Below are 25849 nucleotides of genomic sequence, written 5' to 3'. Positions count from 1 at the left end.
ATACCTTCTTAAAACCATAAGTAATAAAAATGCCTTAAAGTTTACTTTCATAAAAATCTAGTACACTTTAAGACATTTAATTATTTTTCTGTTATATAATTTATGGTAATTTTATTCTATGCCTACTACATCATATCCTTCTTCTTCTATAGTAGCTTTTAAAACATCATTACTTTCAGTAGCTTCTACTAAAGCATATTTCCCCTCTAAATTAACTTCTACTTCTGAAACTCCAGCTAACTCTTCTAGAGCATTTTTTACGTGAGCTACACAGTTTTTACAGCTCATTCCTTCAATTAATATTTTCTTTTTCATCGCTTTCTCCTCCTAAAATATATATTAGTATGATAATTTAATATTATCATTAAAATTATCAAATGCCTTGAAACCCTGATAAACAGAACAAATAGTTAACTATTTATATAGTTTCCTATTTATATAGCTTAATATTTATATAGCTTAATATTTATATAGTTTCCTATATAAATAGGGATATTAAGCTTTAAATCTTCTAAGCCTTAATGCATTTAATAATACTGATACTGAACTTAGACTCATAGCTCCTGCAGCTATCATAGGATTTAATAATGGGCCACCAAAAATGTGTAATACTCCCATAGCCACCGGTATTCCTAATACGTTATAACCAAAGGCCCAGAATAAATTTTCCTTTATATTTTTAATAGTTGCTTTGCTTAGTTTTATGGCTGATATCACATCCATTAAGTCACTTCTCATAAGAACTATATCTGCTGATTCAATGGCTACATCTGTTCCTGATCCTATTGCTATTCCTATATCAGCCTGGGCAAGAGCTGGAGCATCATTAATACCATCACCAACCATGCCTACTCTATTTCCATCAACTTGAAGCTTTTTCACTTCATTTGCTTTATCCTCTGGTAAAACCTCTGATAATACTATATCTATACCAACTTGTTTTGCAATGGCATCCGCCGTTCTCTTATTATCTCCAGTTATCATAGCTACTTTTATACCCATTTTATGCAGACTTTCTATGGCATTTTTACTACTTGCTTTAACAGTATCTGCTACAGCTATAATTCCAGCAGCATTTCCATCTATAGCTATATACATTGGTGTTTTTCCCTCTGAAGCTAATCTATTAGAAGTTTCATCTAAACTTGAAATATTAATATTTTTTTCTATCATAAGTTTTTTATTTCCTAGAAGAATAGATTTTTTATCTATTTCTACTTCTATACCGTGTCCTGGAATAGCATTAAATTTATCGATTACTTTAAGGATCAACCCTTTTTCCTCTGCATCTTTGACAATGGCTTCACCAAGTGGATGCTCTGATCCCTTCTCTGCACTAGCTGCTAAAATTAGAATTTCTTCCTCTGATTCACCATTAGTTATAATATCTGTAACCTTAGGTTTTCCCTCTGTTATAGTTCCTGTTTTATCAAATACTATGGTTTTTAATTTATAAGTAGTCTCTAATGGTTCTCCACCTTTAATTAAAACACCATTTTCAGCACCCTTTCCTGTTCCCACCATAATGGCAGTTGGAGTAGCAAGACCTAAAGCACATGGGCAGGCAATAACCAGTACTGCAATAAATATAGTAAGAGAAAATATAGGTGTTTCACCAGCAATCAACCAACCCACTGAAGCAATTATAGCAAGACCTATAACTACAGGTACAAAGTAGGCTGATATAACATCTGCTAGTTTAGCAATAGGTGCTTTTGAACCTTGAGCATCTTCTACTAGCTTAACTATTTGCGCAAGAGCAGTATCTCTACCAACTCTAGTGGCCTTATACTTAATAAATCCTGTTTTATTAATACTAGCCCCTATTACACTACTTCCTATAGATTTTTCAACAGGTATGCTCTCTCCTGTAAGCATTGATTCATCTATAGATGTATTTCCTTCTATAACTTCTCCATCTACTGGCAACTTTTCACCTGGTTTAACTAGTACTATATCCCCAACTATAACCTCTTCTACAGGTACTACAATTTCTTTGTTATCTCTAATTATAGTTGCTGTTTTAGGAGCTAACCCCATTAAAGCCTTTATAGCTTGAGAGGTTTTACCTTTAGATACCGCTTCTAAATATTTACCTAAGGTTATTAAGGTTAGTATTACTGCAGCAGATTCAAAATATAGATGCATTGCATACTCATGATTCCCTTGCATTATTTTATATATAGCAAATATACCGTATATAAAAGCAGCCAAAGTTCCTATGGATATTAGTGAGTCCATATTAGGACTTAGTTTAATTAAATTTTTAAGTCCTACCTTATAAAACTTATATCCAGCTATCATTACTGGTAAGGTTAGTATCAACTGAATTAATGCAAAGTTTAGCGGATTAGCCATAGGATCTATTATAGATGGAAGATGCATCCCTACCATGTGACCCATTGTTATAATTAGTAGTGGAACTGTAAAAATTAGGGAAGATATGAACCTTGTAAGTAATTTACTAGCTTCACTTTTTTCCTCTCCTTGTTTTTCCTTATCTTTTACTTCCTCTTTAATTAACTTATACCCAGCTTTATCTACTGCTGCTTTTATATCACCATAGGATATCTCATCTTCATTCACTTTAATAGTAAGCTTCTCTGTGGCAAAATTTACTGCAGCATTTTCTACTCCATCTAGTTTTCTAGTTACTCTTTCTACTCTATTAGCACAGGCAGAACAAGTCATTCCTTCTATTTTAAAATTGTAGGTTTTTACATTTTTCTTTACGCCATATCCGGCTTTAACTACAGCTTCCTCAATCATTTGAGAATTTAAATTTTCCTTATTAAAATCTACAGTTAAAGTTTCTGTAGCAAAATTTACATTTGCTTTTTCAACCCCCTCTAACTTACTAATTGCTCTCTCTACTCTATTGGCACAAGCAGAACAAGTCATTCCTTCTATTTTAAATGATTTATTATCCATGTTTTCACCTTCTTTATTTTGTAATTATCTTTTCTAATATATTATTTATTTCCACAATCTTTTCATCCATATTATTATTTATTGCTGCATCCTTAACACAATGATTTAAGTGGCCTTTTAGAATTTCTAAGTTTGATTTCTTTAATAAAGCTTGTGATGCTAAGATTTGATTAGAAATATCGATACAATACCTCCCATCTTCTATCATTTTGATAATCCCATCTATCTGACCCCTTGCTGTTTTTAACAATTGCAAAGCTTTTTTTCTTTCTTCACTCATCATTTACCTCCCCTCCCCCCTCAGGGGGTATATCTACATAATAGTACTCCATTTATATATTGTCAATAGGTTAATTTTTTATTTAAATTTAGTTTGCCCCAAAATATAAAAAAATAAAGCACCACCTTTAGTGATGCTCTATCTATTATAAATATTTAGCTAAATATTTTTTTAACGGTATGGAAAGTGGTAATGCTATAGCAATTCCCCCTGCTACTTGAAGTATATTAGCTGGTATATCCTTTAAAGCCACTATAAATCCTTGTCCAATAGTTGGTATTCCATATACAAAGTGATTTAAGCAACCTCCAGCAAAAAAATATCCAAAAATCATAACTATTCCGGCTACAATGAATGCAAATAAGTTATTCCAAAATTTATCTCCTTGATAATCACCTCTATAGGCTATAGCTCCTGCTATATATGCCATAACTCCTTTTATAATAAAGGTAAATGGCGCCCATATATAGTATGGAGAAAACAAATCAAAAAATGTCATACCTATAGCAGCAGCCACAGCTCCTCTTTTTTTTCCTAGTAAGATGGCACATAAAAATAGTACTGCATCACCTATATGTAAAACTGCATTATCTCCCACTGGTATAGCTATAACTGCAGTTGCTATATATGTTAACGCTGCCATAAGTCCTATTTGAACTATTTCAATAATTCTAAAACTATTTCTCGATGCTTTTATTGATGCCTTTTCTTTCATTTTAAGTCCCCCTTTATGATTATGCAATATTGTACCCATACAACAAATTTAGTATCCATACAATTAAATTATACATTAAATCTAAAGAATTTCAACCTTATTTTTTAATATAAAAGAATAATATTAAATATTTTACACAAAATAATTTTAACTTTGACTTTCAGATCTTATAATCCTATATATTTTTGAGAAAATAGTCAAAAGATCTAACTTATTACTTTACTTGGATGTAGAAAGGATTGACATATATGATGTATCTTCGTTGGTTTGGTAGCTTTTTACTATTAGTAGTTTTAATTGGTTTATTTTTTGTTATGGGAGGAAATTTAATTAATTTAATAATTGCAGTAGCTCTTCTAACTATTGCCATGGACTACATAGAAGAATACCTAACTGTAAAAAATAAATTTAATAGTTAAATAAAAAAATTCCTCAAAGAAACTTGAGGAATTTTTCTATTATTCACCTTTACTAATATTAGATAAAACTAAGCCCTTATTGTGATCTAGTGCCCAACTAATACCCCAATCATTTTGGAATATAAGTAAGTCTCTATCTTTAATATCCTTAACAACTTTAGAATCACTTGTTAAACTTAAATCATCAACTTTACCTTCTAAAGCTTCAATCCATCTAATATTTCTATATGGAAGCATATCCATTTTTATATCTACATTATATTCATTTTTTAATCTAAATTCTAAAACTTCAAATTGAAGAACTCCTACAACTCCTACTATAATTTGTTCTGTTCCTATGTGAAGCTCTTTAAATACTTGAATTGCTCCCTCTTGAGCTATCTGTGTTACACCCTTTATAAACTGTTTTCTCTTCATAGTATCTACAGTTCTAACCCTTGCAAAGTGTTCTGGTGCGAAGGTTGGAATTCCTTCAAACTTAAACTTCTTGCTTGGTGAACAAAGGGTATCACCTATACTAAATATACCTGGGTCAAATACTCCTATAATATCTCCAGCATAAGCATTATCAACAATTTCTCTATCTTGAGCTAAAAATTGTTGAGGTTGTGCTAGCTTTATTTTATTTCCACCTTGAACATGATAAACTTCCATACCTTTTTCAAATTGACCTGAACATATTCTCATAAAAGCAATTCTATCTCTATGAGCCTTATTCATATTAGCTTGAATTTTAAATACAAAAGCAGAAAAGTTATCATCTGTTGCCTCTATCTTTCCTATATCAGAATTTCTTCCTAATGGGGCTGTAGTTAACTTTAAGAAGTTCTCTAAAAATGGTTCTACACCAAAATTAGTTAAAGCACTACCGAAAAATACAGGGGTAAGTTCTCCAACTCTCACCTTTTCTTCATCAAAGGCATCTCCAGCTATATCTAATAATTCTATGTCCTCAAGTAATTTTTCATATAGACTATCGGTTATAGCCTCTCTAGCTGCTGATTCATCCTCTAAATCTATAACAGTCTCACTTACTTCTAACTGTCCATGATCTCCAGCTTTAAAAATATGAACTTGTTTATTATTTCTATCATAAACACCTTTAAAGTGCATACCTGTACCTATAGGCCAGTTTATTGGATATGATTTTATACCCAATTCATTTTCTATCTCTTCCATAAGTTCAAAAGGGTCTCTTGTTTCTCTATCCATCTTATTTACAAAAGTAAATATTGGAATATCTCTCATACTACAAACATGAAATAGCTTTCTAGTTTGATCCTCTACCCCTTTTGCTCCATCAATAACCATTACTGCACTATCTGCAGCCATAAGTGTTCTATATGTATCTTCACTAAAGTCCTGGTGTCCTGGAGTATCTAATATGTTTATACAATATCCCTCATATCCAAACTGCATTACTGAAGATGTAACAGAGATTCCTCTCTTCTTCTCAATTTCCATCCAGTCAGAAACAGCATGCTTAGATGTCTTTCTTGCTTTAACAGATCCTGCTAGTCTTATTGCTCCCCCATATAAAAGTAATTTTTCAGTAAGTGTAGTTTTACCTGCATCTGGGTGGGAAATTATAGCAAAGGTTCTTCTCTTCTCTATCTCCTTTATATAATCACTCATTACCTTAACTCCTTTATTTAAATTTAAAATTATCTTCAATTTATATAGTATCTCTTTTTAGCACATTTTATATAATACCATATTAATTAATATAAACACAAATATTATTAATGTTTTTATGTATATCACATTTAAAATTAATACTAAAATTTTAGTTTAAATATCATACTAAATTTATCATTTTCAATTTAATTATACCAAAATAAAGCAGTAAGATATTTGTATCTTACTGCCATTGTAATAAATATTAAAATAATAAAATATAATTCCACAAATATATAATTATAATTTTAGTGTGCATATTGACTTAATAAGCCACTATAAACAACTTGTCCCTTTTCTATTCCATCGAAATCCTCTGGTTTCACTAAAGAAACATCTTTATCAAAGTTTATGATTTTGCCTTCTTTTAGTACGTAAGCCACAAATTGTGAGCATAAAAAATGATATCTTCTTTGATAAGGAATGTGTAACATTATAGCTAAAATTCCTAAAAAATTATATTTATATCTATCATGTTCACTTTCAAATCGATCTATAATCTCTTTAACTTCATTATATTCATCTTCTGTAACACTTAATTCATAAACTCTACAGGATGTCCTTTTATATAGTTTAAATATTCCTCCATCAATTTGTTCTCTAACAAAACCAGCATGAAGTGGAAAATATATTTTTCTTCTTCCAAAGCTATATAATTGCTTTAATTCTTTATCTAAGGCTATAGATGTATGATTATAATTATATCTAGTATATAGCTTTATAGCTCTTGAAAAAAAAGTTCCTGTCTGTGTCAATACAACATAGATTTTTCTATCCACTTAATCACCCCAATTATTATTATTATAATAATGTATTAATTCATTATAAATTAAATTATTTAATAAGTATACTATATTTAAAAAATATACTATAGATATATTATAATTTAAAAACCTTACAATTTCATTAAGAAATTATTACAATTTATATATTTTTCCTTTATTTCATTTTAACCATATATGATAATCCAATCTTTTGTTCCTTTGAAAAAGAGGATACTTCTTAAGATTTTACAAAGGATATACATAGACAAGCTCCTACTATCTTAACCATAAATACTGATGTAGTAACAGATATTAACTTCAAAAAAATTAAAAGGTACTTTATATAAACTATTATTTATTAGTTTATATAAAGTACCTTTAGTATTAATACTGATAATATTAATACTGAACTAATCCTATTTTCTTTTGCATCTTTCTTAAAGTCTTTGTAGCTACATAATTTGCCTTTTCCGCCCCAGCTTTGAAGATTTCTTCTAGCTTACCTTTATTATCTAAAAGCTCTTTAACTCTCTTTTGAACTGGTTCAAGCTCCTTAACTACAGCCTCTGCTACATCTAATTTAAATTGGGCATAACCTTGACCCTTATATCTTTCTTCTATTTCTTCCATAGATATATCTTCAATAGTGCTTAAAATTGTCATTAAATTTTTAACTCCTGGTTGTTCATCACAGAATTTAACTTCTCCTACACTATCAGTTACAGCTCTGGATATTTTTTTTCTTATGACTTCTGGTGGATCTAATATTAAGATATATCCATTAGGATTTTCTTCCGACTTAGACATCTTCTTTTCTGGATTTTGAAGGTCCATTATTTTTGCTCCAGCCTTGCCTACGTATGGTTCAGGTATTTTAAAGGTTGGACTGTATAATTTATTAAATCTGTCAGCTATATCTCTAGCTAATTCTAAATGCTGTACTTGATCTATTCCAACTGGCACTACATCTGTTTGATATAATAATACATCAGCAGCCATTATAACTGGATAACTAAATAATCCTGCCCCTATACTTTCTCCACTATTTTTAGATTTATCCTTATACTGAGTCATTCTACTTAGTTCTCCCATATAACTATGGCAAGTTAAAAGCCACGCAGCTTCAGAATGAGCTGGTACATGAGATTGTACGAATAGAGTATTTTTTTCTGTATCTATTCCTGCAGCAATATAAATTGCTAGTACTTCTAAAGTTCTCTTTCTAAGTTCAGCTGGTATCTGTCTTACTGTAATTGCATGCAAATCTGCAATAAAGAAATAACATTCATATTCATTTTGTAGTTTCACCCAATTTTTTATAGCTCCTAAATAATTTCCTAGTGTTAAATCCCCAGAAGGCTTAATTCCACTTAACATAACTTTTTTCTTATCTTCCATGTTTTTTCTCCTTTCAATCCGTAAAATTATTCCATTTAATTGTAAATAAAAACCCTATGGAATAAATCCATAGGGCATAAATCACGCGGTACCACCTATTTTGAGATAATAAAACCTCACCTCTTTCAGATACAAACATATCCTAGCTCTATAACGTGAGCATCCGTGCTAGGCTACTTTAAATTCACCCAACATCTCAGCGACCCATTCATATCAAGCATAATTGCGATAATCTCACCATCTATCGCTCTCTGAAAATCTGTTTTTAATACTACTTACTTCGCCTCACCGATCAATTAATAATAAAGTTGTTTAATATTACATTAAAGTTATTATAATTCTAATATTATATTATGTCAATATTAGAAATTGTTATTCTATTTTTTAGTTTATCTATTTTTAACCTTACCATATAATTATTTTTATTTAAATTAGAATTATATAAAAGCCCATAAATTTCTAGTATTTATTTACTGTATTGAAGCAAACTAAACATATTAAATACATTTTAGTATTTTAATATAATTTAAAAATATATCACCACTTACTTTAAGGAGGTATTTTATATGGATTCAAAAAACAATTCTAGTAAGTCTAATGGTGCAAAACCTTATGGTCCTAATGAAAGAGACTTTTTAGATGCTAGTACCAAACCTGTAAAAGCACATTCTCTTGAAGACTATGTACTGCTTCCAAATCATGTTGTAGATCCAATTGTGGCAAACAACATCTCTAATGCAGAATTTGATTATACCTATAACGAGGAATCGGATCTTCTAGGTTTTGAAGATCAACCCTTAGCATCAATAAATAAAAACACTCCAACTAAATAGTAAAAAATATAGGAATTGCTTTAATGGCAATTCCTATATTTTTATTAAATATTTACTTTTACTTCATGTTCTCCATCAGAGGTAACAGGTATTATATCTCCTTCTATAACATTTCCATCTAAAGTTATGGTAGAATTACCACTTCTAATTACTTTGATATGATATACAGCATTTCCATATACATAGTCTATAGAGTATTCTTTAAAGTCTTTAGGTACACATGGTTTAATTTTAAACCCTTTTCCTTCTATTAATCTAAAGCCCAATATGTGTTCTAATGCGATAGTATACATCCAACCTGAGCTTCCAGTATACCAACTCCATCCGCCTCTTCCTTCATGAGGTTCCACCGAATATATATCTGCAGCCATAACATAAGGCTCTGTCTTAAATACATTTGCTTCCTCTATGTTTAAACTATGATTTATAGGATTTAGCATGGAATATATGTTATATGCTTCTTCTCCTCTTCCTAGTTTTGCAAGAGCTAAAGCTACCCACGCAACTCCATGGGTATATTGTCCTCCATTTTCCCTTACTCCAGGTACATATCCTTTTATATATCCTGGTTTTAAATCTGATTTATCAAAAGGTGGGCTAAGTAGTAATATAATTTTTTCTTTAGGCTTTACTAAATATTTTTCTAAATAACTCATAGCTATATTAGCTCTTTCCTTATCTCCTGCTTCTGATATTACAGACCAACATTGTGATAGGGCATCTATTTTACATTCCTGATTTTCATGAGATCCTAGTGGAGTGCCATCATCAAAGTAAGCACGTTTATACCAACTTCCATCCCATCCATGAATCTCTAGATTTTCTTTAATAAAATCCATAGTCTTAATATATTTTTCATAATTATCCTCATCCCTTTTATATATGCATAGATCCTTAAAATCTTTTAATATAGCATATAGGAACCAGCCAAGCCAGATACTCTCTCCCTTACCCTTATTTCCTACAGTGCTCATTCCATCATTCCAATCTCCACTTCCCATGAGAGGAATATTATGGGAACCAAACTTTAAGCTTCTATTTATAGCTCTTATACAGTGATTGTATAAGGACTCTTTTAAATCTGATTTTGATGATACATTATACCTTTCATCTTCTCCTTCTCTTAAAGGCTCATCCCTTAAATATCCAATCTCTTCATCTAAAATCTTATAATCTCCAGTGGTTTTAACATATATACAAGTAACATAAGGTAACCATAATAAATCATCACTAAATCTAGTTCTTATTCCACTATTTACAACTGGATGCCACCAATGTTGCACATCTCCTTCTTCAAATTGTCTAGTAGCACTATAAAGAATTTGATTTCTAGCAATTTCAGGTTGTATATAAATCATTGGAATGGAGTCTTGTAATTGATCTCTAAATCCATAAGCTCCTCCACATTGATAAAATGCTGTTCTTGAAAATAATCTACAACTGATAGTTTCATAAGGAAGCCAACCATTAATCATGAAATCTAAAGCTTTATCCTCTGTTTTTATCTTTATCTTAGTTAAAAGCCTTTCCCAATAGCCTTTTACCATTTCTAACTCTTTTTCAACTCTAGTTATATCTGAAAACTCTTCAAGGGAATTTTGAATTCCTTCAATACTGTCTTCTGCTCCTAATACAATTACCAGTGATTTTTCTTCATTAGCTCCTAAACTTAAGTAAACTTTCTCACTAAGTACTGGTTCTAATCCTGAACCACACCTTCCTGATAAGCTTATAGTGTTCTGTTCAGATAAAGAATCCATATATTCTTTACTTACAATAAAATCTCTTTCATCTCCACTAAAACTTTCATTTTTTCCTCCACTTATTTTTAAATAAACATGACTAGATGAAAAATCACTACTATATGGATTGATTCCATATATGTATTTGTTTTCTTTATCTATTACAGTGTAAATCTTCTTATAATTGTTTTCTCTTAAATCTCCTAGACACAATCTTGCAATATAAGTAATTCCTATATTTCTCTCCTTATCTACTAAGTTATTTAAGCTAACCTTAATAAGTTTTGCACTTCTCTCCTTTGAAGGAAACACAGTAATTTCCCCCAGTATTCCACTTTTACAATGAGTAAATTTGGAATATCCAAATCCATGAGTTATTACATACTCCCCTTTATCTCTTATTGGTTCAGGAGTTATTGACCAAAGTTTATCCCCTTCTTCTAGGTATAAAACTTCACTAGGGGTATCTTCAATGAAATCATTGTTCCACGGAGTAATTTTAAATTCTCTACTATTTTTGTACCAAGTATAGCTACTACCAGACTCACTTATATTAAATCCAAATCTATTATTATTGGCTATAACATTTATCCAAGGAGCAGGTGTAGACATTCCATCCTTTAGTATAATTGTATATTCTCCCTCATTATTAAAACCTCCATATCCATTAAAAAAGCTTAACTCTGGAATTTCTAATTTAGGGATATTGCTATCACTATAACTTAAATTAGCTTCTTTTAGTTCACTCATTTCCCATATATACTTTCTTGAGTCATATGGGTAATCTTCATTTTCCATGGCTTTTTCAATTTGTTTTAATAAAGGCCCTTCTGATCCGTCTACGATTATTGCTGCAATAGAATAAAGCAAATTCAAATCTTCTTTAGACATTTTTTCATTACTAATTATAAATATGCCACCGGAAGTATTTTCTCGTCCATTTAAAGAGCTATTCAATATTATTCTTTTTATTGCATTATCTAGAGGCTTTTCATAGCTTATTTCCTCTTCATTAATGACTACAATATCAAACTTTAATCCCTTTTCTTCTAAATATCCATGGCAATTTATAAGCTGTCTTAAAATATCACTTTCCTTTTCCTTGTTAATAGTTAACAATACAATAGGTAAATCTCCTGAAATTCCGTATGCCCAGAGATTTCTTTGACTTCTACTTAGATTAATTAAGTTATTTATTCTCTTTGTATAACTAAAGTTATTAAATAATATACTACTTGCAAACCGCTCATAAATAATCCCTTGTGTTGGTTTTATTCCTTTATTAATAAGACTTTCTTCTACACTTAAAGCAGATCTTAGGATACTTTCCTCTAGAATATTAATATCTTGATAATTTCTTGACTTATTTAATACATCCTCCTTAGAGTTTCCTGTAATTGTTATATATTTTACAGATTTGCTTTCACCTTTAGGAATTTTTATTATTCTCTTAATTGCAATTATAGGATCTAATACATTGCCTACATTATTTTTTAAAGGTTCATTTTCTTCTAAAACTATAGGATTTTCTTTTGAATGATTTCTTCCTATAAAACTTAGCCTTGCCGTATCATACTCTGTTTTAAATTCCTCTTCACTTAGTGTACTTTCAAGAGTATATATGTCCCTGTCTTTTTCGCTACGAGGTCTGCGTTTTGCAAGTATTCCACTTAATTCATCTATATACTCTGTAGTAATAAATAAATTCCCAAAAGTAGGATGTGCTATATCTCCACTGTATCCTTGTAAAACTACTTCACTATAGCTAATAACTTCTATGATTTTTTCTTCACTACCATTATTTTTTATATCAATAGTTCTAATTTCACAATTATCTTCAGGAATTACTTGAACTATAGTATTTATTTCTAGATCTCTCCAGTATTTTATGAATTCTGCCTTATACAAATAGAAATTAACTTCGTATTTATCTCCTTGCTCTTTACAAGGTTCATAAGTAGAAGATGTATATTCATTAGAATTAGTGTCTTTAATATAAAAAAACTTTCCCCAACTACTACGAATCAAATCTTCTTTCCATCTATATACCATTACATTTTTAAACTTAGAGTAGCCACCACCAGCCGTATTTAATAAGATGTTATAATTTTTATTCCCAAGAAGTATGGTTTGGGGATACTTACTTTCTCCAAATTTAAATGTTCTATGGATGGAATATTGCCTTTGCACTTCTTTCACTTCTTGTGAATTATCTTCTTTTCTATCATAGACCACATTCTTACTTATTTTCTCTTGAAGCAATATTTCCACAGCTCTAATCATGGGAATTCTATGAAATCTTCTTTGAATAATATTATTATTCATCACATTATCTAAAGCCAATAAACTCATTCCTAGATGATGTATCATATAACATTTCACTAATTCAAACTTTTTATTTTTTATCCTTTTATCTGTATAATCTATAGCTTCATAAAATCCATATCTTCCATAACATTCAAGTTTTAAGAGACTTCTTATATTTGCCATAGACTTAGGTATATTTTCCATAAGCCCCATAATAGTAGAATATGGTGATACTACTAACTCTTCTTCTAATCCTCTTTTTATACCAATTTTAGGTACACCGAAGGCTTTGTATTGATAGTTTAAATCTACATCAAATTTATAGTAGGCACTTTCTGAAATACCAAAAGGCACCTTCCTCTTATCTCCATATCTTATTTGACCTTCCATTACAGACCTATAAGTTTCATCTAACATAGAATTCCTATAATTTTTCATTAAAATCCTTGGCATAAAGTATTCAAACATGGTTCCACTCCAGCTAGCCAATCCTTTTCTACCATACATTAAAGTTAAGGATCTATTTAAAGCAAACCAATGAGATGTTGGAACTATCCCCTTAGCCACTGCAATAAAACTTGTTGTTCTAGCTTCTGATGCCAATAAGTCATAGTAATTACTACTTAATGATTCATTGTCTACATCATAGCCTATATGAAATAACTTTCTTTCATCATTATACAAAAACTTAAAATCTGTATTACCTATAATTCTATTTAGTTCAGCTTCAATTTTTGTAAATTGTTTTAATAGTGTTCCTACTCTTTCTTTACATAAATCTATATTCTTATTTATTCTTTCTAATTGAAATTCATTTAAATTATTAGATATAAAATTAAACCCTTTTATAATATCATATATATGCCCTAAACTATCACTACTAATAATTCTAATTATATTTTCATGCTTGCTTCTAGGTAATAGATTTATATCATCTATGAATGGAAATAAAAATTTAATTTCACTTAAATAGCCTTTAATATTATCTAATAGTTTTTTATTCCAATAAGCACTATCTACATTTTCTATACCTTCCTGTACAATATCTTCAAAGTTATTTAATATATTATAAAAAGTTAATATATCTTTTCCTTCTCTTTTTATTCTTTCAATAACATTAAGGTACATATATTTTTTTCTTTCATCTTCTAGCTCTTCCATGGCAAGATAAACAGTATCCTCTATGCCCTCAACACTATTATTAAAGTAAGGTGTGTTTCTTAATTCTTTTAGTGCTTCTTCTATGGTGTATAAATAAGATACTAGATTTCCACTATCTACTGTAGATACATACTTAGGTAATAGTGGACTAAGTGTCTCAACATCATACCAATTATAAAAATGCCCTTTACAGGTTTCTAGTCTTTTCAAAGTATCTATAGTTTTACCTAAGTTTTCTATACCTTTAGCTGTCCCAATGTACCCCATATCTATAGCAACAATGTTAGAAATTAAAGTCATACCAATATTAGTAGGAGAAGTTCTCATAGCTAATCCTCTATATGGTTCTTCCTGATAATTATCCCCGCCAAGATAGTTAGTATCCTCAGTGACAAAGTCTTCAAAATACGCCCAAATCCTTCTAGTTAACCTTTTTAAAACCTTATTATCGTCTTCACTTAATTTTACTGTTTCATCATTAATATTCTGACCTATAATATAAGCTATTATTGGACTAATAACCCATATAATACAACTTGGTATCATTACATAAAAGGTATCCAAGCCACTTCTCCATGCTACCACCATAATACATAAAGCTATTACTATCTCTTGCCACATGTATTTAAAATAACTTATAAAGTCTTTTCCTGAAGACCTTTCTGCTTCCTCAGCCGTTTGCCATTGTAATAAGTTTTTTTTACTTATTATTAATCTGTATAGTGTTCTTATAATGGCATCTACCATTAAATATGTTTTAAAAGGAAGAAAAGTATATATAAAAAATACTTGCTTTAAAGCCATTTGGAAATTCTGAACTTTTCCACTTAGACTTATTCCATTTATAGGCGAAACTATATTTTCTGACATATTAAATAGAATAGGTGTTATTAAAGCAATGAAAGCTGACATATACCACTTATCTATACCATCAGGAAGGATTCCTGCTAAAGAGCAAAGTAATAAAATTAACATAGAAGGAGCCATCAAGCTTCTTCTTAAATTATCTATCATCTTCCACTTAGATAATCTATTTAATTTATTTTTCTTTAATACGTATGGTAATAGTTGCCAATCACCTCTTACCCATCTATGAAGTCTTTTACAACTTGCAATAAAGTTAGAAGGATACCCATCTACTAACTCCACATCTGTAAGCAAAGCCGTTCTTGCCAAAGATCCTTCTAATAAATCATGACTTAGAACTTGATTTTCTTCAATTACTCCATGAGTTACCTTTGTAAATACATCCACATCATATATGGCCTTACCAGTAAAAATACCCTCTCCAAATAAGTCTTGATATACATCAGATATTGCAAATGTATATATATCAATACCTGCTTCTCCTGAGAATACTTTAGAAAAATAAGTTTTATTAGCACTTTCTAAATCTATACCAACTTTAGGTTGTATTACTCCATAACCTCTCCAAACAGTTCCATCTTCCTTTGTATAAGCTCTATTTAACGGGTGAAGCATTGCTCCAATTAAAATCTTTGCTGATTCTCTTGGAAGTATGGTATCTCCGTCTAAAGTTATAACATACTTTACTTTAAAAAGTTTTTCCACACCTTCACTTAAAACACTATAAGTGGTATTTTTATCTCCTCTTATAAACTTATTAAACTCTTCTAGTTTTCCTCTTTTTCGCTCCCAACCTAGCCACTTATTCTCCTTTTCATTAAACCTTCTATGTCTGCATAAAAAGAAAAAACGACCACTATCTTCATTATACTTTGTATTTAACTTATTAATTTCTTCTAAACAAAATTTAGATATCACTTCGTCTTCTGCTTCTTTTTCTCTATGACTATCTATAAAATCTCCCAAGATAGCAAAATATAGATTTTCATCATTATTTCCTAAATAATAAGTTTCTAAATTACTCATTAAACTTTTAGCTTTCTCTATACTTTCTATTAGAGTAGGAACTACTACACAGGTGATTCCTTCTTTAGGAATTCTATCGGATATATTAATTTTAGGTAATACATTAGGTGTGCTTAAATTAGTAATACTCCAATTTAAGATGGATACCACAACCTCACTGAGCGGTATAATAGTAACTATTCCAGATAAAATATATTTAGATATTGATATATTTGTATCATTTATATAGCTCCAAGTTATAAATCCTCCCGATAGTATGGCTGTAAGAATAACAATAGTTCCTATATAAATACCAACAGCTCTTCCCTTTATCATATTTTTTAACTTTTCAAATCCTTTAAAATCAATATTCAAAATATGATTTAGCTTTTCTCTACCACTATCAGTTAGATAATATCCCACATGATTTTCAAATTCTTTATCATTATTTACTTCTGCACACTGTAGTACTTTTCTAGCAACAAATGTCTCAGAAATTTTATTTTGTCTAGCTATTTTTTCTAAAACATGTCTATAATAGTCCTTGGAATAAAAATCCATAGTACTATAAACCATAGCAGGATCTTTACTTAATATTTCTTCTACTTTATTGCTAATATTAAATACTTCTTCCCAATTTATATTATCTAAATTTCTTAAGCCATTAATGCTACTACTAATGGCTGTAGAATAGATACCATCACTTTTATTAGAATCTATAATAATCTTATCTAAAGTAATTTCATTTTCGCTTAATTTATCTTCTATCCATAAATTTAATTCATCGTAATATACTCCATTATCTCTTAAAACTCTTATTAATGCATCCGCAAAGTATTCTGTAAACTTAATATTGTTCTCAGATATGAAATCCATAGCTCTCTTCATATTTTCTTCATTATAATACTTAATAATCCTATCAGCTAATCTTTCTCCTCTATGTCTATCATTAGCTTTATCCACTATCAATACTGAGCTTTTTCCTATTATCTCTAAATAGGCTATTTTAAGCATTATAGGTAAAGCCCATAATTCTCCCATGGTTAATATGGTTGTTTCTTGATATCTTTTTAAAAACTTATTAATATTATCCCTAGTTAGCTTATCCCTATAAATTCCCAATATTTCTCTTGATACAGCATAAATTCTAGGATATCCTTTTAATGCTCCACTTTTTAGTATAGGTAGTGATTTTAAATATTTCTTTGATAAATGTTTTTTTATAAATTTATACTCTTTTTCAATAACATAGATATTATCTAATATCCATTGTGTTCCTTTTATCTTGAAATACTCTCTATTTTCATCCACTTTAAACAAATTATGGCACTCCAATATATTATTAAAATGCTTATCTAAATTGGAAATTAAATCATTCCTACTTATTTTTTCAATTTCTCTATGGTCTCTGGCTATATCATCAATAGCATCTTCCAATTTTTCTTTATTTTCTGCTAAAAAACTATTGTCACTAATCTTAATATAGGCTCTTCTCTTATTTCTATTTTTGATTACGTACATAAGAAGAACTATACTTAGTATAAGTATTAAATTTACTAAAATAAATATGTGCTCCATGGTGCTATCCCCTTTCAATGATGCTCAACTATTATTATTACCAAATTAACTTAAATCTATAATAGTAAATATTTTTCTATCCTATGGATTAGCTTTCTCCTATAGCTAAATAAAAGCCATCTAAGAAAAGCAACTTTATATCTTACTTATCTTAAATGGCTTCTTTATATATGCTATTGTGAACTACCTTTAGTTAATCCTCTATAACTACCTGGTTGCACATTAAATTTTACTTCTTTCCCATGACTAGTTTCAATAATTGTTCCTTTGTTACAAGGAGTTTCTATAATTATATTATATTTTGTAAAACTCTATAAAGGATTTTGCTACATAACTATGATCCTTAACTCCTGCAAACTCTCTTATAGAATGCATAGCAAGGGTTGGATTTCCAATATCTACAGAACGTATATTCAAATGGGTTGAAGAAATTGGTCCTATGGTTGAACCACCTCTTAAGTCTGAACGATTTACAAACTTTTGTACTGGTACCTCTGCTTTATTACAAATAGATTCATATACAGCAGAAGAATCTGAATCACTAGTATATGCACAATTCGCATTTATCTTTATAACAGGACCTTTATTTACAATTGGTCTATTAGTCGGATCTGCCTTTTCTGGACTATTAGGATGAACTGCGTGAGCATTATCTGCCGAAATAATAAAGGATCTGCTAAGTGCTCTAAAGAACTCTTCTCTCCCTTTTCCAAGACAAAGAGCAATTCTTTCTAAAATATTTGCTAACATATCAGAATCGGCTCCTTGTTTTGTAGAGCTTCCAACTTCTTCATTATCAAAACATACCATTACATTTATACCCTCAGTTATTGGAGCTTCTTTTAGTGCTTCAATTCCAGCATGAACCATTTGAAGGTCATCTAATCTACCTGAAGATATAAATTCATCTTTTAATCCAACAATACATCCCTTTTCAAATTCATAAAGGAATAAATCAAAATCTATAATATCCTCTTTATTTACCTTCATTTCCTCAGCTAATATGTTTATTAATGCATTATCCTTTTCTAATTCTTCAGTTACCATTGCAAGTAGTGGAAGTGTATCTTTTTGTGGATTTAATTCTCCTCCAGAATTAGCTTCCCTATTCATATGAATTGCTAAGCTAGGTATTATTAATATTGGTTTCTTTATGTTAACTAACCTTAACTCTGGATTAAGTAAATTTTCACCTTTTAAAGCAACTCTTCCTGCTACAGCTAGTGGTCTATCCATCCATGTACTTCTTATTAAACCACCATAAACTTCAGTATTTAATTTAATATAATTATTTTCTGATATAATTTCACTATTTGGTTTTATTCTAAATGTAGGTGAATCTGTATGAGCACCTATAATTTTAAATCCATGGTTCTCAACCTCACCATTACCTACAGTAAATGCAATTAATGCAGAACCATTTTTAGTAGTATAATATTTACCACCCTTTTCTAATATCCATTTATCCTCTTCCTTTAATTCCTTAAAATCACAACCTTCAAGAGAATCTTTAACATTTTTCACTGCATGAAAAGCAGTAGGGCTTTCATACAAAAAATCTATAAGTTTTTTAGCAAACTTCAATTCTTTTGACATAATTAATCCCCTCCTTAAAACGAAATACTAGTAATAGTATACCAAACTTTTACTACATTTCCTATGAATTTTGTGATTTTCCCTAATTTATAACATGTTCTCGTGTTATACTATAGTTATGAGAAAAAATATATTGATAAAGAGGTGTAATAATTGATTTCTCAAAAACTTATAACAAAATTTATTAAAAATAGTGAAGATATAAAAAATAAGAAAGTCAGAGAACGTTATGGATATCTTGGTGGAGTTGTTGGTATTTTAGTAAATCTAGTTTTATTTTTAATTAAAATCACTGCTGGACTTTTAGTTAATAGTATTGCTGTAATTGCTGATGCTTTTAATAATCTCTCCGATGTTGGTGCTTCATTAGTAACCATCTTTGGCTTTAAACTTTCAAGCAAACCAGCGGATAAAGAACATCCCTTTGGACATGGACGAATTGAGTACATTTCTGGTCTTATAGTTGCATTTTTAGTAATATTAGTTGGCTTTGAATTCATAAAAAGCTCTTTTGAGAGAATTAAAAATCCTGTTCCTGTAGAATTTTCACTACTTCCATTTATTCTTTTAATCATATCTATATCATTTAAAGTATGGTTAAGTAGGTTCTATAGAGGTATAGGTAACAAAATAAATTCTTCCGCTCTTAAAGCTTCTTCTGTAGACTCAATAAGTGATGTAATATCTTCTTCTACTGTAGTTATATCACTACTAATCTCAAAATTCACATCACTTCCTATAGACGGATATATTGGTTTAGTTGTTTCCTTAGTAATTCTTTATGCAGGATATAACCTAATTAAAGATACTTTAAACCCATTACTTGGAGTTGCTCCTGATAATGATTTAGTAGAAGATATTCAAAAAATGTTATTATCCTATGAACATATAGATGGTGTTCATGACTTGCTAGTTCATAATTATGGTCCTGGAAGAATAATTGCTTCTATTCACGCTGAAGTTCCTCTTGATATTTCTGTTGTTGCTGCTCATGAGGTTATAGATAGAGCTGAAAAGGAAATTTCTTCTGAACTGGGTATATATCTGCTAATTCATATGGATCCAGTAACTACAAAGGATGAAGAGATTCTTAGTGCAAAAAGAGAATTGGAAGAAGTTTTAAATAAAATTCCTCATATATCTTCTTTTCATGATTTTAGAGTAGTAGGTGAAGGTGACTATAAAAACCTAATATTTGATGTAGTAGTTAAGGATGATTTTATAATAACTAAAGAATCAGAACTTAAATTACAAAAACAAATAAATGAGGAAATTAAGAAAGTTTCTCCAAATCACAACGCAATAATTACCGTAGATGCATCTTTTATCTAATTAATTTGAATTTTCATTAACCATTTTTAACTTATATAATATTATGATAGTGTAGAAATCATTGGAGGATTAATTATGACTGGAATATCCACTCACTATTTTTTAGGTGGCAATACCGGAAAAGGCTTTTACTCTCACTTTAATTATATTATTTCCCAAAAGGATGCAACTAGAATTATTTGCTTAAAGGGAGGTCCTGGTACAGGAAAATCTTCCCTTATGAAAAAAATTGGAAAACACTACATTGATAGAGGATATGATGTAGAATTTCATCATTGTTCTTCTGATAGTGATTCTTTAGATGGAGTTCTAATTAAAGAATTAAAAGTAGCTATGCTTGATGGTACATCTCCCCATATGATAGACCCTATTACTCCTGGTGCTGTAGATGATATAGTAAATATGGGAATATGTTTAAAAGAAGAGAACTTTGAGAACATAAAATTTAACATTCTAGCTGTAAATGAAGAAATTGGAAATTCCTTTAGAAGAGCTTACAGATTTTTTGCTGCGGCTAAATCTATTTATGATGATTGGTATACCTTTAATAATGAAGCTTTAAATCTTTATGAACTTAATATTTTAAAAGAAAATTTGAAGAATAGAATTCTTCCTAATACATTCTCATCATTGGGTAAAAAACGCCACTTATTTGCAACAGGATTTACTCCAAAGGGAGTTATAACTTATATTCATAATATAGTAAAAGACATGTCCAGTGTTTATGTACTTAAGGGCTCTCCTGGAACTGGCAAAACTCGTGTTCTTGAATATATTGCAGATGAAGCTACTCGAAGGGGTCTAGATGTAGAGATTCTACACACTCCACTAAATCCTGAAAAAATTGAACATTTATTAATTCCTGAATTAAAGGTTGCTCTAGTAACATCAAATGAAATTACCAAAATAGAATTTCATGGCGAGGAGTATGATATGGATAGTCTATTAGATGCAAATTATATTGAAAAAAAACAAGATGATATAGATGATGTTTCTTCCATTTTTTACATCCTACTTCAAAAAGGTCTTGATTGTATAAAAACAGCTAAAGATTTACATGATGAATTAGAGGAATTCTATGTTCCTAATATGGATTTTAATAAGGCCGACCAAATATATGAAGAAGTATTAAATAAAATTCAAGGATATGAAGATAGCTTATAATATATTAAAAATAAAAAGTAATAGCACCCTGTGATGCTATTACTTTTTATTTCTTAATAACTATTAAATTATGAAGTGCTCTTGTACACATTATATACATTAGATTGTCCTTGTATCTTTCTTGGATGTCCTCTTCAATTATAATAGCTCCATCAAATTCTAAGCCTTTTGCATAATAACTAGGCATAATCATAGTTCCCTCAGCAATATGAAGATTCTCTTTATCTATAAGCTTTAATGAAATATCTTCTTTTAACAAATCATATATATACTTAGATTGAGATAAATTTTTAGTTATAATAGCTATATTTTCAAGATTTTTTTTCTTTAAGCTAGTTGCTAGCTCTATAATATATTCTTTTATCTCTTTCTCATCCTTTACTAGTATCTCATTAACAGAATCTCCAGTTCTAACCATAGGTACTATGGAAATATCATCTATATACATATTACTATATTCCATGATTTCTTTAGTTGAACGATAACTTTTATTTAACTTAAACATTTCAACTGAATCCTCACTAAATATATCTTTAATACTACTTAAAGAAGAATTATTTTCAATAGGTATTAATTGCTGATTACTATCTCCAACTATAGTCATAGATTTAGTATTTACAAGTTCTTTTAACACTATAAATTGTAGTGGTGAATAATCTTGAGCCTCGTCGATTACTAAATGTTTAATTTCTCTATTAAGCCTTAAGCCCATAAGTTTAGCTTTTAAGTATAATATAGCAACCAAGTCTTCTTCTGTATATTCTTTATTACCATTAAATTCTTCATATATCTTTTCTATATTTTTTCCATCTAAATAACTTAATGTAGCTTTTACTTCTATTACATCTCTTACTAATTCTCTTATTTCTAACTTTCTTTTGAATTCTAAATCATTTATATGAAGTATTAATTCTTCAGGGGTAAACTCTTTCTTTTTCTCTTTATACCTCATTTCAATAGATCTAAACTCTTCATCTCTCACATCCCTAATTCTAGAGAATAAAATCCTTTTAATTTTTTTACTTCTTCTAAATAATGGTAGTGAAGTAAAGTCTTTTGTAAACATGGCTTTTATTTCTTCTTTAGTTGCTATAACTTTATCTCCAAAGAAAACCCCATGGCTAAAATAACTATCTTCTTCTAGCTTAATAACAAGTTTATCTAGATCTTCCATAAACCTTAATGATCTCTTATAAATAATTTTCTTCTCAAAACCTTTATCTTTATTAAGAATTCTTTCCATAACATCTTTAATATCTATAACATCATCTACATCTACTAAATCTAAAGCTAAATCTAAAAATGTAGTTTGAAATACTCCGGTCTCTCCTAAAGTTGGAAGAACATTTGAAATATAATCTATAAATATTCTATTAGGTCCTAAAATTAAAACCTTATTTTCTAAAAGATTCCTGTAATTATAAATTAAATAAGCAACTCTATGAAGTGCAATAGTAGTTTTACCACTTCCAGCTACACCATCTACAACTAGTATCTTATTCTTATCTTGTCTTATAATCTCATTTTGTTCTTGTTGTATAGTCATAACTATGTCTTTAAGCTTATCTGAAGAGTTTTTGCTTAATACCATTTGAAGAATATCATCTTTTATATCGATATTAGAATTAAATAATCCCTCTAATTTACCTCTCTTTATGATATATTGAACCCTTCCTAAAATAGAAGCTGTAATTTCTCCTTCAGGTGAATTATACTGTCCAATATTTCCTGAATTATTATAAAAAAGTGCTGAAATTGGAGCTCTCCAATCTATAATCAGCGGTTCAAAGGTTTCCTCTAAAGTTACTCCAAACCTTCCAATGTATATATCTTCTATCCCATAATCTTCTTCTCTAAAAGTAACCTTACCAAAATAAGGAGAAGATTTTAACACTGTTAGTTCTTTTAATTTTCTATCAGTGCTTTTAAAATTTTCTTCTTTTACGTAGTTTTCATGGTCAAAATACTCTATTATCTTATCTTCATCGTCTTTAAATTCTTCTAAAACATTTTTTCTGTATTCTAATATGGCATTGGTTATATGCTTCCTTTTCTCTATACACTTAAGAATTTCATCATTTATTATTTTTATAACATGTTCTAATCTTTCTTCTTCTATGGCAACCTCTAACTGTTTCTTTAATTGGTCTTTAAGATCATTTGACATAAAACCACTTCCTTTATTAGATTCTTATAATGAATTTTCATAGTAACTTATTATAAGTTCTATATATTAATCTTAAACCCTTTCATCTATGCAAAATTAGTATAATATATAGATGGATAAAGTTTACTTATACTATTTCTTCCCAACCTCTTATATCAGTAATTCCAAGGCCAGGTTCATCGGACAAAGTGATTTTATTTCCTTCAAAGATTGCTCCTCCAACTATAGGGTCCTCTGCAAAGTATATCATTGTATCTAAATCTGCTGTTATCATATTTCCTCTTGAAGCTGCAAAGCTTGCTGCTGCTGTGATCCCAATTTTGCTCTCTAACATACAACCGACCATACACCTTATACCCATGGTATCTGCCATGTTGTAAATTCTTATGGCATTTTGTATTCCTCCACATTTCATCAGTTTTATATTGATTAAGTCACAAGCTCTATTCTGAATTACCTTAAAGGCCTCTGGGGATCCAAACACTGATTCGTCAGCTAAAATCATAGTATCCACATTATCTTTAATAAATTTTAATCCTTCGATATCCCAACCTTTAACTGGTTGTTCTACAAACTCTATGTCTAAATCTAATTGCTCTATCTTCTTAATTATCTTTATTGCATCTTTAGGTGACCAGCCTTGATTCCCATCAACTCTTACTTTTATTCCTTTTCTAATAGCACGTCTAATAAATTTCACTTTTTCAAAGTCTGATTCTACATTATTTCCAAGCTTTATCTTTATATTAGTATAGCCATCTCTAGTAGCTTCATAGGCTGCATTTATCATATTTTCCATCTTATCATCATCTTGTATAGTTATATCTGTAAGTACCGTTGAATTGAATCCTCCTAATAACTTATACAAAGGAGTATTTACTCCTTTACTCCAAAGATCATATATAGCAATTTCTACAGCTGCTTTTGCACTATTATTTCCTTTAATGCATTCATCCATAACTTTAAAAATACATTGAAGACACGTAAGATCCATTCCCTTAATAAATGTAGTAATATGTTTAATAGCACCTACAATTGAACTTTCTGTCTCCCCTGTCACTCTTGGTGCTGGAGCTGCACTTCCTATTCCCACATCTCCATTTTCCGTAAAAATCTTTACAACTACTTCGTTGGAATAATTATAAACTCCGTTTTTAGTTACGAATGGTTTTTTTAATGGCATTGTAATTCTACCAACTTTAACATCTGCAATAATCATCTTTATACCCCTACTACTTATAAATTTATATTTTTAATATTATTATCTATCCGAATTTTATTCATATAAAATATGCTTAAAATAAAATATGATAGATTTTTTACATTTCCGTAAAAATTTCTATCTAGTCAAGTCATAATTATACACCAAAGCCTAAAGTAGTCAAGCTATATAGTAGGTTGTTTTTGTTCAATTTATTTATTTAAATAGTAGATATTACTCTCAATGTCTACATATTTCCTAATATCAACCCTGGTTATGTTTTATTCCTATGAATTTTATCCACCTCTTTCTAGCAATATATCTTATGTACATTACAAGCCTCTCTATAGCTACTTCTTCCGTATCACCTAATCTCCTTGCCATCTCAAGTGCAATGTCATATATACTTCTTTTACCATCTATTAAAGTCCATGCCAGCGATGATTTATCATCAAAAACTATATCACTAAGATTATTTTTTTTCACTAACCATCTTGCGAACTTTTCTATAGGTTTGTTATGTTCAAAGTATAGAGTAACTATATTATTATCATTAATTTTATAGTTATCATGTTCAATTTGGGGAATATATAAAAGAAAATTCTTTTCTTCTTTATTTTGTGTTTTTTTACCTTTCATACAAATCACCTACAAATTAGTTAAGAGCCTTAACGGCTCTTAACTTTAATATTATTCATAATTATATCCATAT

At 29.6% G+C, this 25849-nt stretch carries 16 protein-coding genes and 1 other annotated feature; of the genes, 4 read left to right on the top strand and 12 right to left on the bottom strand.

Translation table 11 applies throughout. The features are described from left to right. Positions 1-111: 111 nt before the first annotated feature. From ACTNBA_RS07705 to ACTNBA_RS07690, 4 genes are all read right to left on the bottom strand, one after another. Positions 112-315 (bottom strand): heavy-metal-associated domain-containing protein, encoded by a 204-nt coding sequence (locus ACTNBA_RS07705; protein ID WP_035132469.1) that lies wholly within the window; start codon positions 313-315, stop codon positions 112-114. A gap of 180 nt (positions 316-495) precedes the next feature. Then, positions 496-2931: a heavy metal translocating P-type ATPase gene (locus ACTNBA_RS07700; RefSeq protein WP_441073299.1), complete on the bottom strand. Its 2436-nt coding sequence runs from the start codon at positions 2929-2931 to the stop codon at positions 496-498. Positions 2932-2944: 13 nt separating this feature from the next. Then, positions 2945-3211 carry a metal-sensing transcriptional repressor gene (locus tag ACTNBA_RS07695; RefSeq protein ID WP_150844034.1) on the bottom strand — a complete coding sequence of 89 codons (267 nt, stop codon included), beginning with the start codon at positions 3209-3211 and terminating at the stop codon, positions 2945-2947. 145 nt (positions 3212-3356) lie between these two features. Beyond that, entirely contained in the window at positions 3357-3926 is a 570-nt protein-coding gene (locus ACTNBA_RS07690; RefSeq protein WP_441073298.1) for an ECF transporter S component, read from the bottom strand. A 248-nt stretch (positions 3927-4174) separates the two neighbouring features. Between ACTNBA_RS07690 and ACTNBA_RS07685 the strand changes: the two genes are divergently transcribed. Continuing rightward, a complete protein-coding gene (locus ACTNBA_RS07685) occupies positions 4175-4345 on the top strand; it encodes a hypothetical protein (RefSeq protein WP_156964319.1) in 171 nt (56 codons plus the stop codon). A gap of 39 nt (positions 4346-4384) precedes the next feature. Here ACTNBA_RS07685 and ACTNBA_RS07680 read toward each other — a convergent pair whose 3' ends face one another. From ACTNBA_RS07680 to trpS, 3 genes are all read right to left on the bottom strand, one after another. Next, positions 4385-5980, bottom strand: coding sequence for a peptide chain release factor 3 (locus ACTNBA_RS07680; RefSeq protein WP_441073297.1), 1596 nt, complete (start codon positions 5978-5980; stop codon positions 4385-4387). Between the two features lie 290 nt (positions 5981-6270). Then, a complete protein-coding gene (locus ACTNBA_RS07675; RefSeq protein WP_441073296.1) occupies positions 6271-6801 on the bottom strand; it encodes a hypothetical protein in 531 nt (176 codons plus the stop codon). Between the two features lie 384 nt (positions 6802-7185). After that, positions 7186-8184: a tryptophan--tRNA ligase gene (trpS, locus tag ACTNBA_RS07670; RefSeq protein WP_441073295.1), complete on the bottom strand. Its 999-nt coding sequence runs from the start codon at positions 8182-8184 to the stop codon at positions 7186-7188. 67 nt (positions 8185-8251) lie between these two features. After that, positions 8252-8482 (bottom strand) — a binding site (T-box leader). A 268-nt stretch (positions 8483-8750) separates the two neighbouring features. Here trpS and ACTNBA_RS07665 point away from each other — a divergent pair. Then, positions 8751-9017 (top strand): hypothetical protein, encoded by a 267-nt coding sequence (locus tag ACTNBA_RS07665; RefSeq protein ID WP_051824017.1) that lies wholly within the window; start codon positions 8751-8753, stop codon positions 9015-9017. Between the two features lie 44 nt (positions 9018-9061). Here ACTNBA_RS07665 and ACTNBA_RS07660 read toward each other — a convergent pair whose 3' ends face one another. Both ACTNBA_RS07660 and ACTNBA_RS07655 read right to left on the bottom strand, forming a co-directional pair. Then, positions 9062-17677 carry a GH36-type glycosyl hydrolase domain-containing protein gene (locus ACTNBA_RS07660; RefSeq protein ID WP_441073294.1) on the bottom strand — a complete coding sequence of 2872 codons (8616 nt, stop codon included), beginning with the start codon at positions 17675-17677 and terminating at the stop codon, positions 9062-9064. Positions 17678-17971: 294 nt separating this feature from the next. After that, positions 17972-19273, bottom strand: a complete 1302-nt coding sequence (locus tag ACTNBA_RS07655; protein ID WP_441073293.1) for a M18 family aminopeptidase — start codon at positions 19271-19273, stop codon at positions 17972-17974. Between the two features lie 153 nt (positions 19274-19426). On the opposite strand from ACTNBA_RS07655, the gene ACTNBA_RS07650 reads away from it, so the two are divergent. Continuing rightward, on the top strand, positions 19427-20605 hold the full coding sequence (locus tag ACTNBA_RS07650; protein WP_035132558.1) for a cation diffusion facilitator family transporter: 1179 nt from the start codon (positions 19427-19429) through the stop codon (positions 20603-20605). Positions 20606-20680: 75 nt separating this feature from the next. Then, the gene (locus tag ACTNBA_RS07645; RefSeq protein WP_441073292.1) at positions 20681-21769 is read left to right on the top strand and encodes a PRK06851 family protein; all 1089 of its coding nucleotides are present in this window, start codon (positions 20681-20683) and stop codon (positions 21767-21769) included. Positions 21770-21815: 46 nt separating this feature from the next. Here ACTNBA_RS07645 and ACTNBA_RS07640 read toward each other — a convergent pair whose 3' ends face one another. The 3 genes from ACTNBA_RS07640 to ACTNBA_RS07630 all read right to left on the bottom strand — a co-directional run bounded on the left by ACTNBA_RS07640 (position 21816) and on the right by ACTNBA_RS07630 (position 25776). After that, positions 21816-23936, bottom strand: a complete 2121-nt coding sequence (locus tag ACTNBA_RS07640) for a HelD family protein (protein WP_441073291.1) — start codon at positions 23934-23936, stop codon at positions 21816-21818. Positions 23937-24063: 127 nt separating this feature from the next. Beyond that, positions 24064-25155 (bottom strand): dipeptide epimerase, encoded by a 1092-nt coding sequence (locus ACTNBA_RS07635; RefSeq protein ID WP_035132568.1) that lies wholly within the window; start codon positions 25153-25155, stop codon positions 24064-24066. Positions 25156-25401: 246 nt separating this feature from the next. Then, positions 25402-25776 (bottom strand): PqqD family protein, encoded by a 375-nt coding sequence (locus ACTNBA_RS07630; protein WP_441073290.1) that lies wholly within the window; start codon positions 25774-25776, stop codon positions 25402-25404. Between the last annotated feature and the right edge of the window lie 73 nt (positions 25777-25849).

Source organism: Clostridium sulfidigenes, from assembly GCF_052067195.1.
Classification (GTDB): Bacteria; Bacillota; Clostridia; order Clostridiales; family Clostridiaceae; genus Clostridium_J; species Clostridium_J sulfidigenes.
The sequence above is the reverse complement of the archived record's forward strand: the minus strand, read 5'-3'. Positions and strand labels throughout refer to the sequence as shown.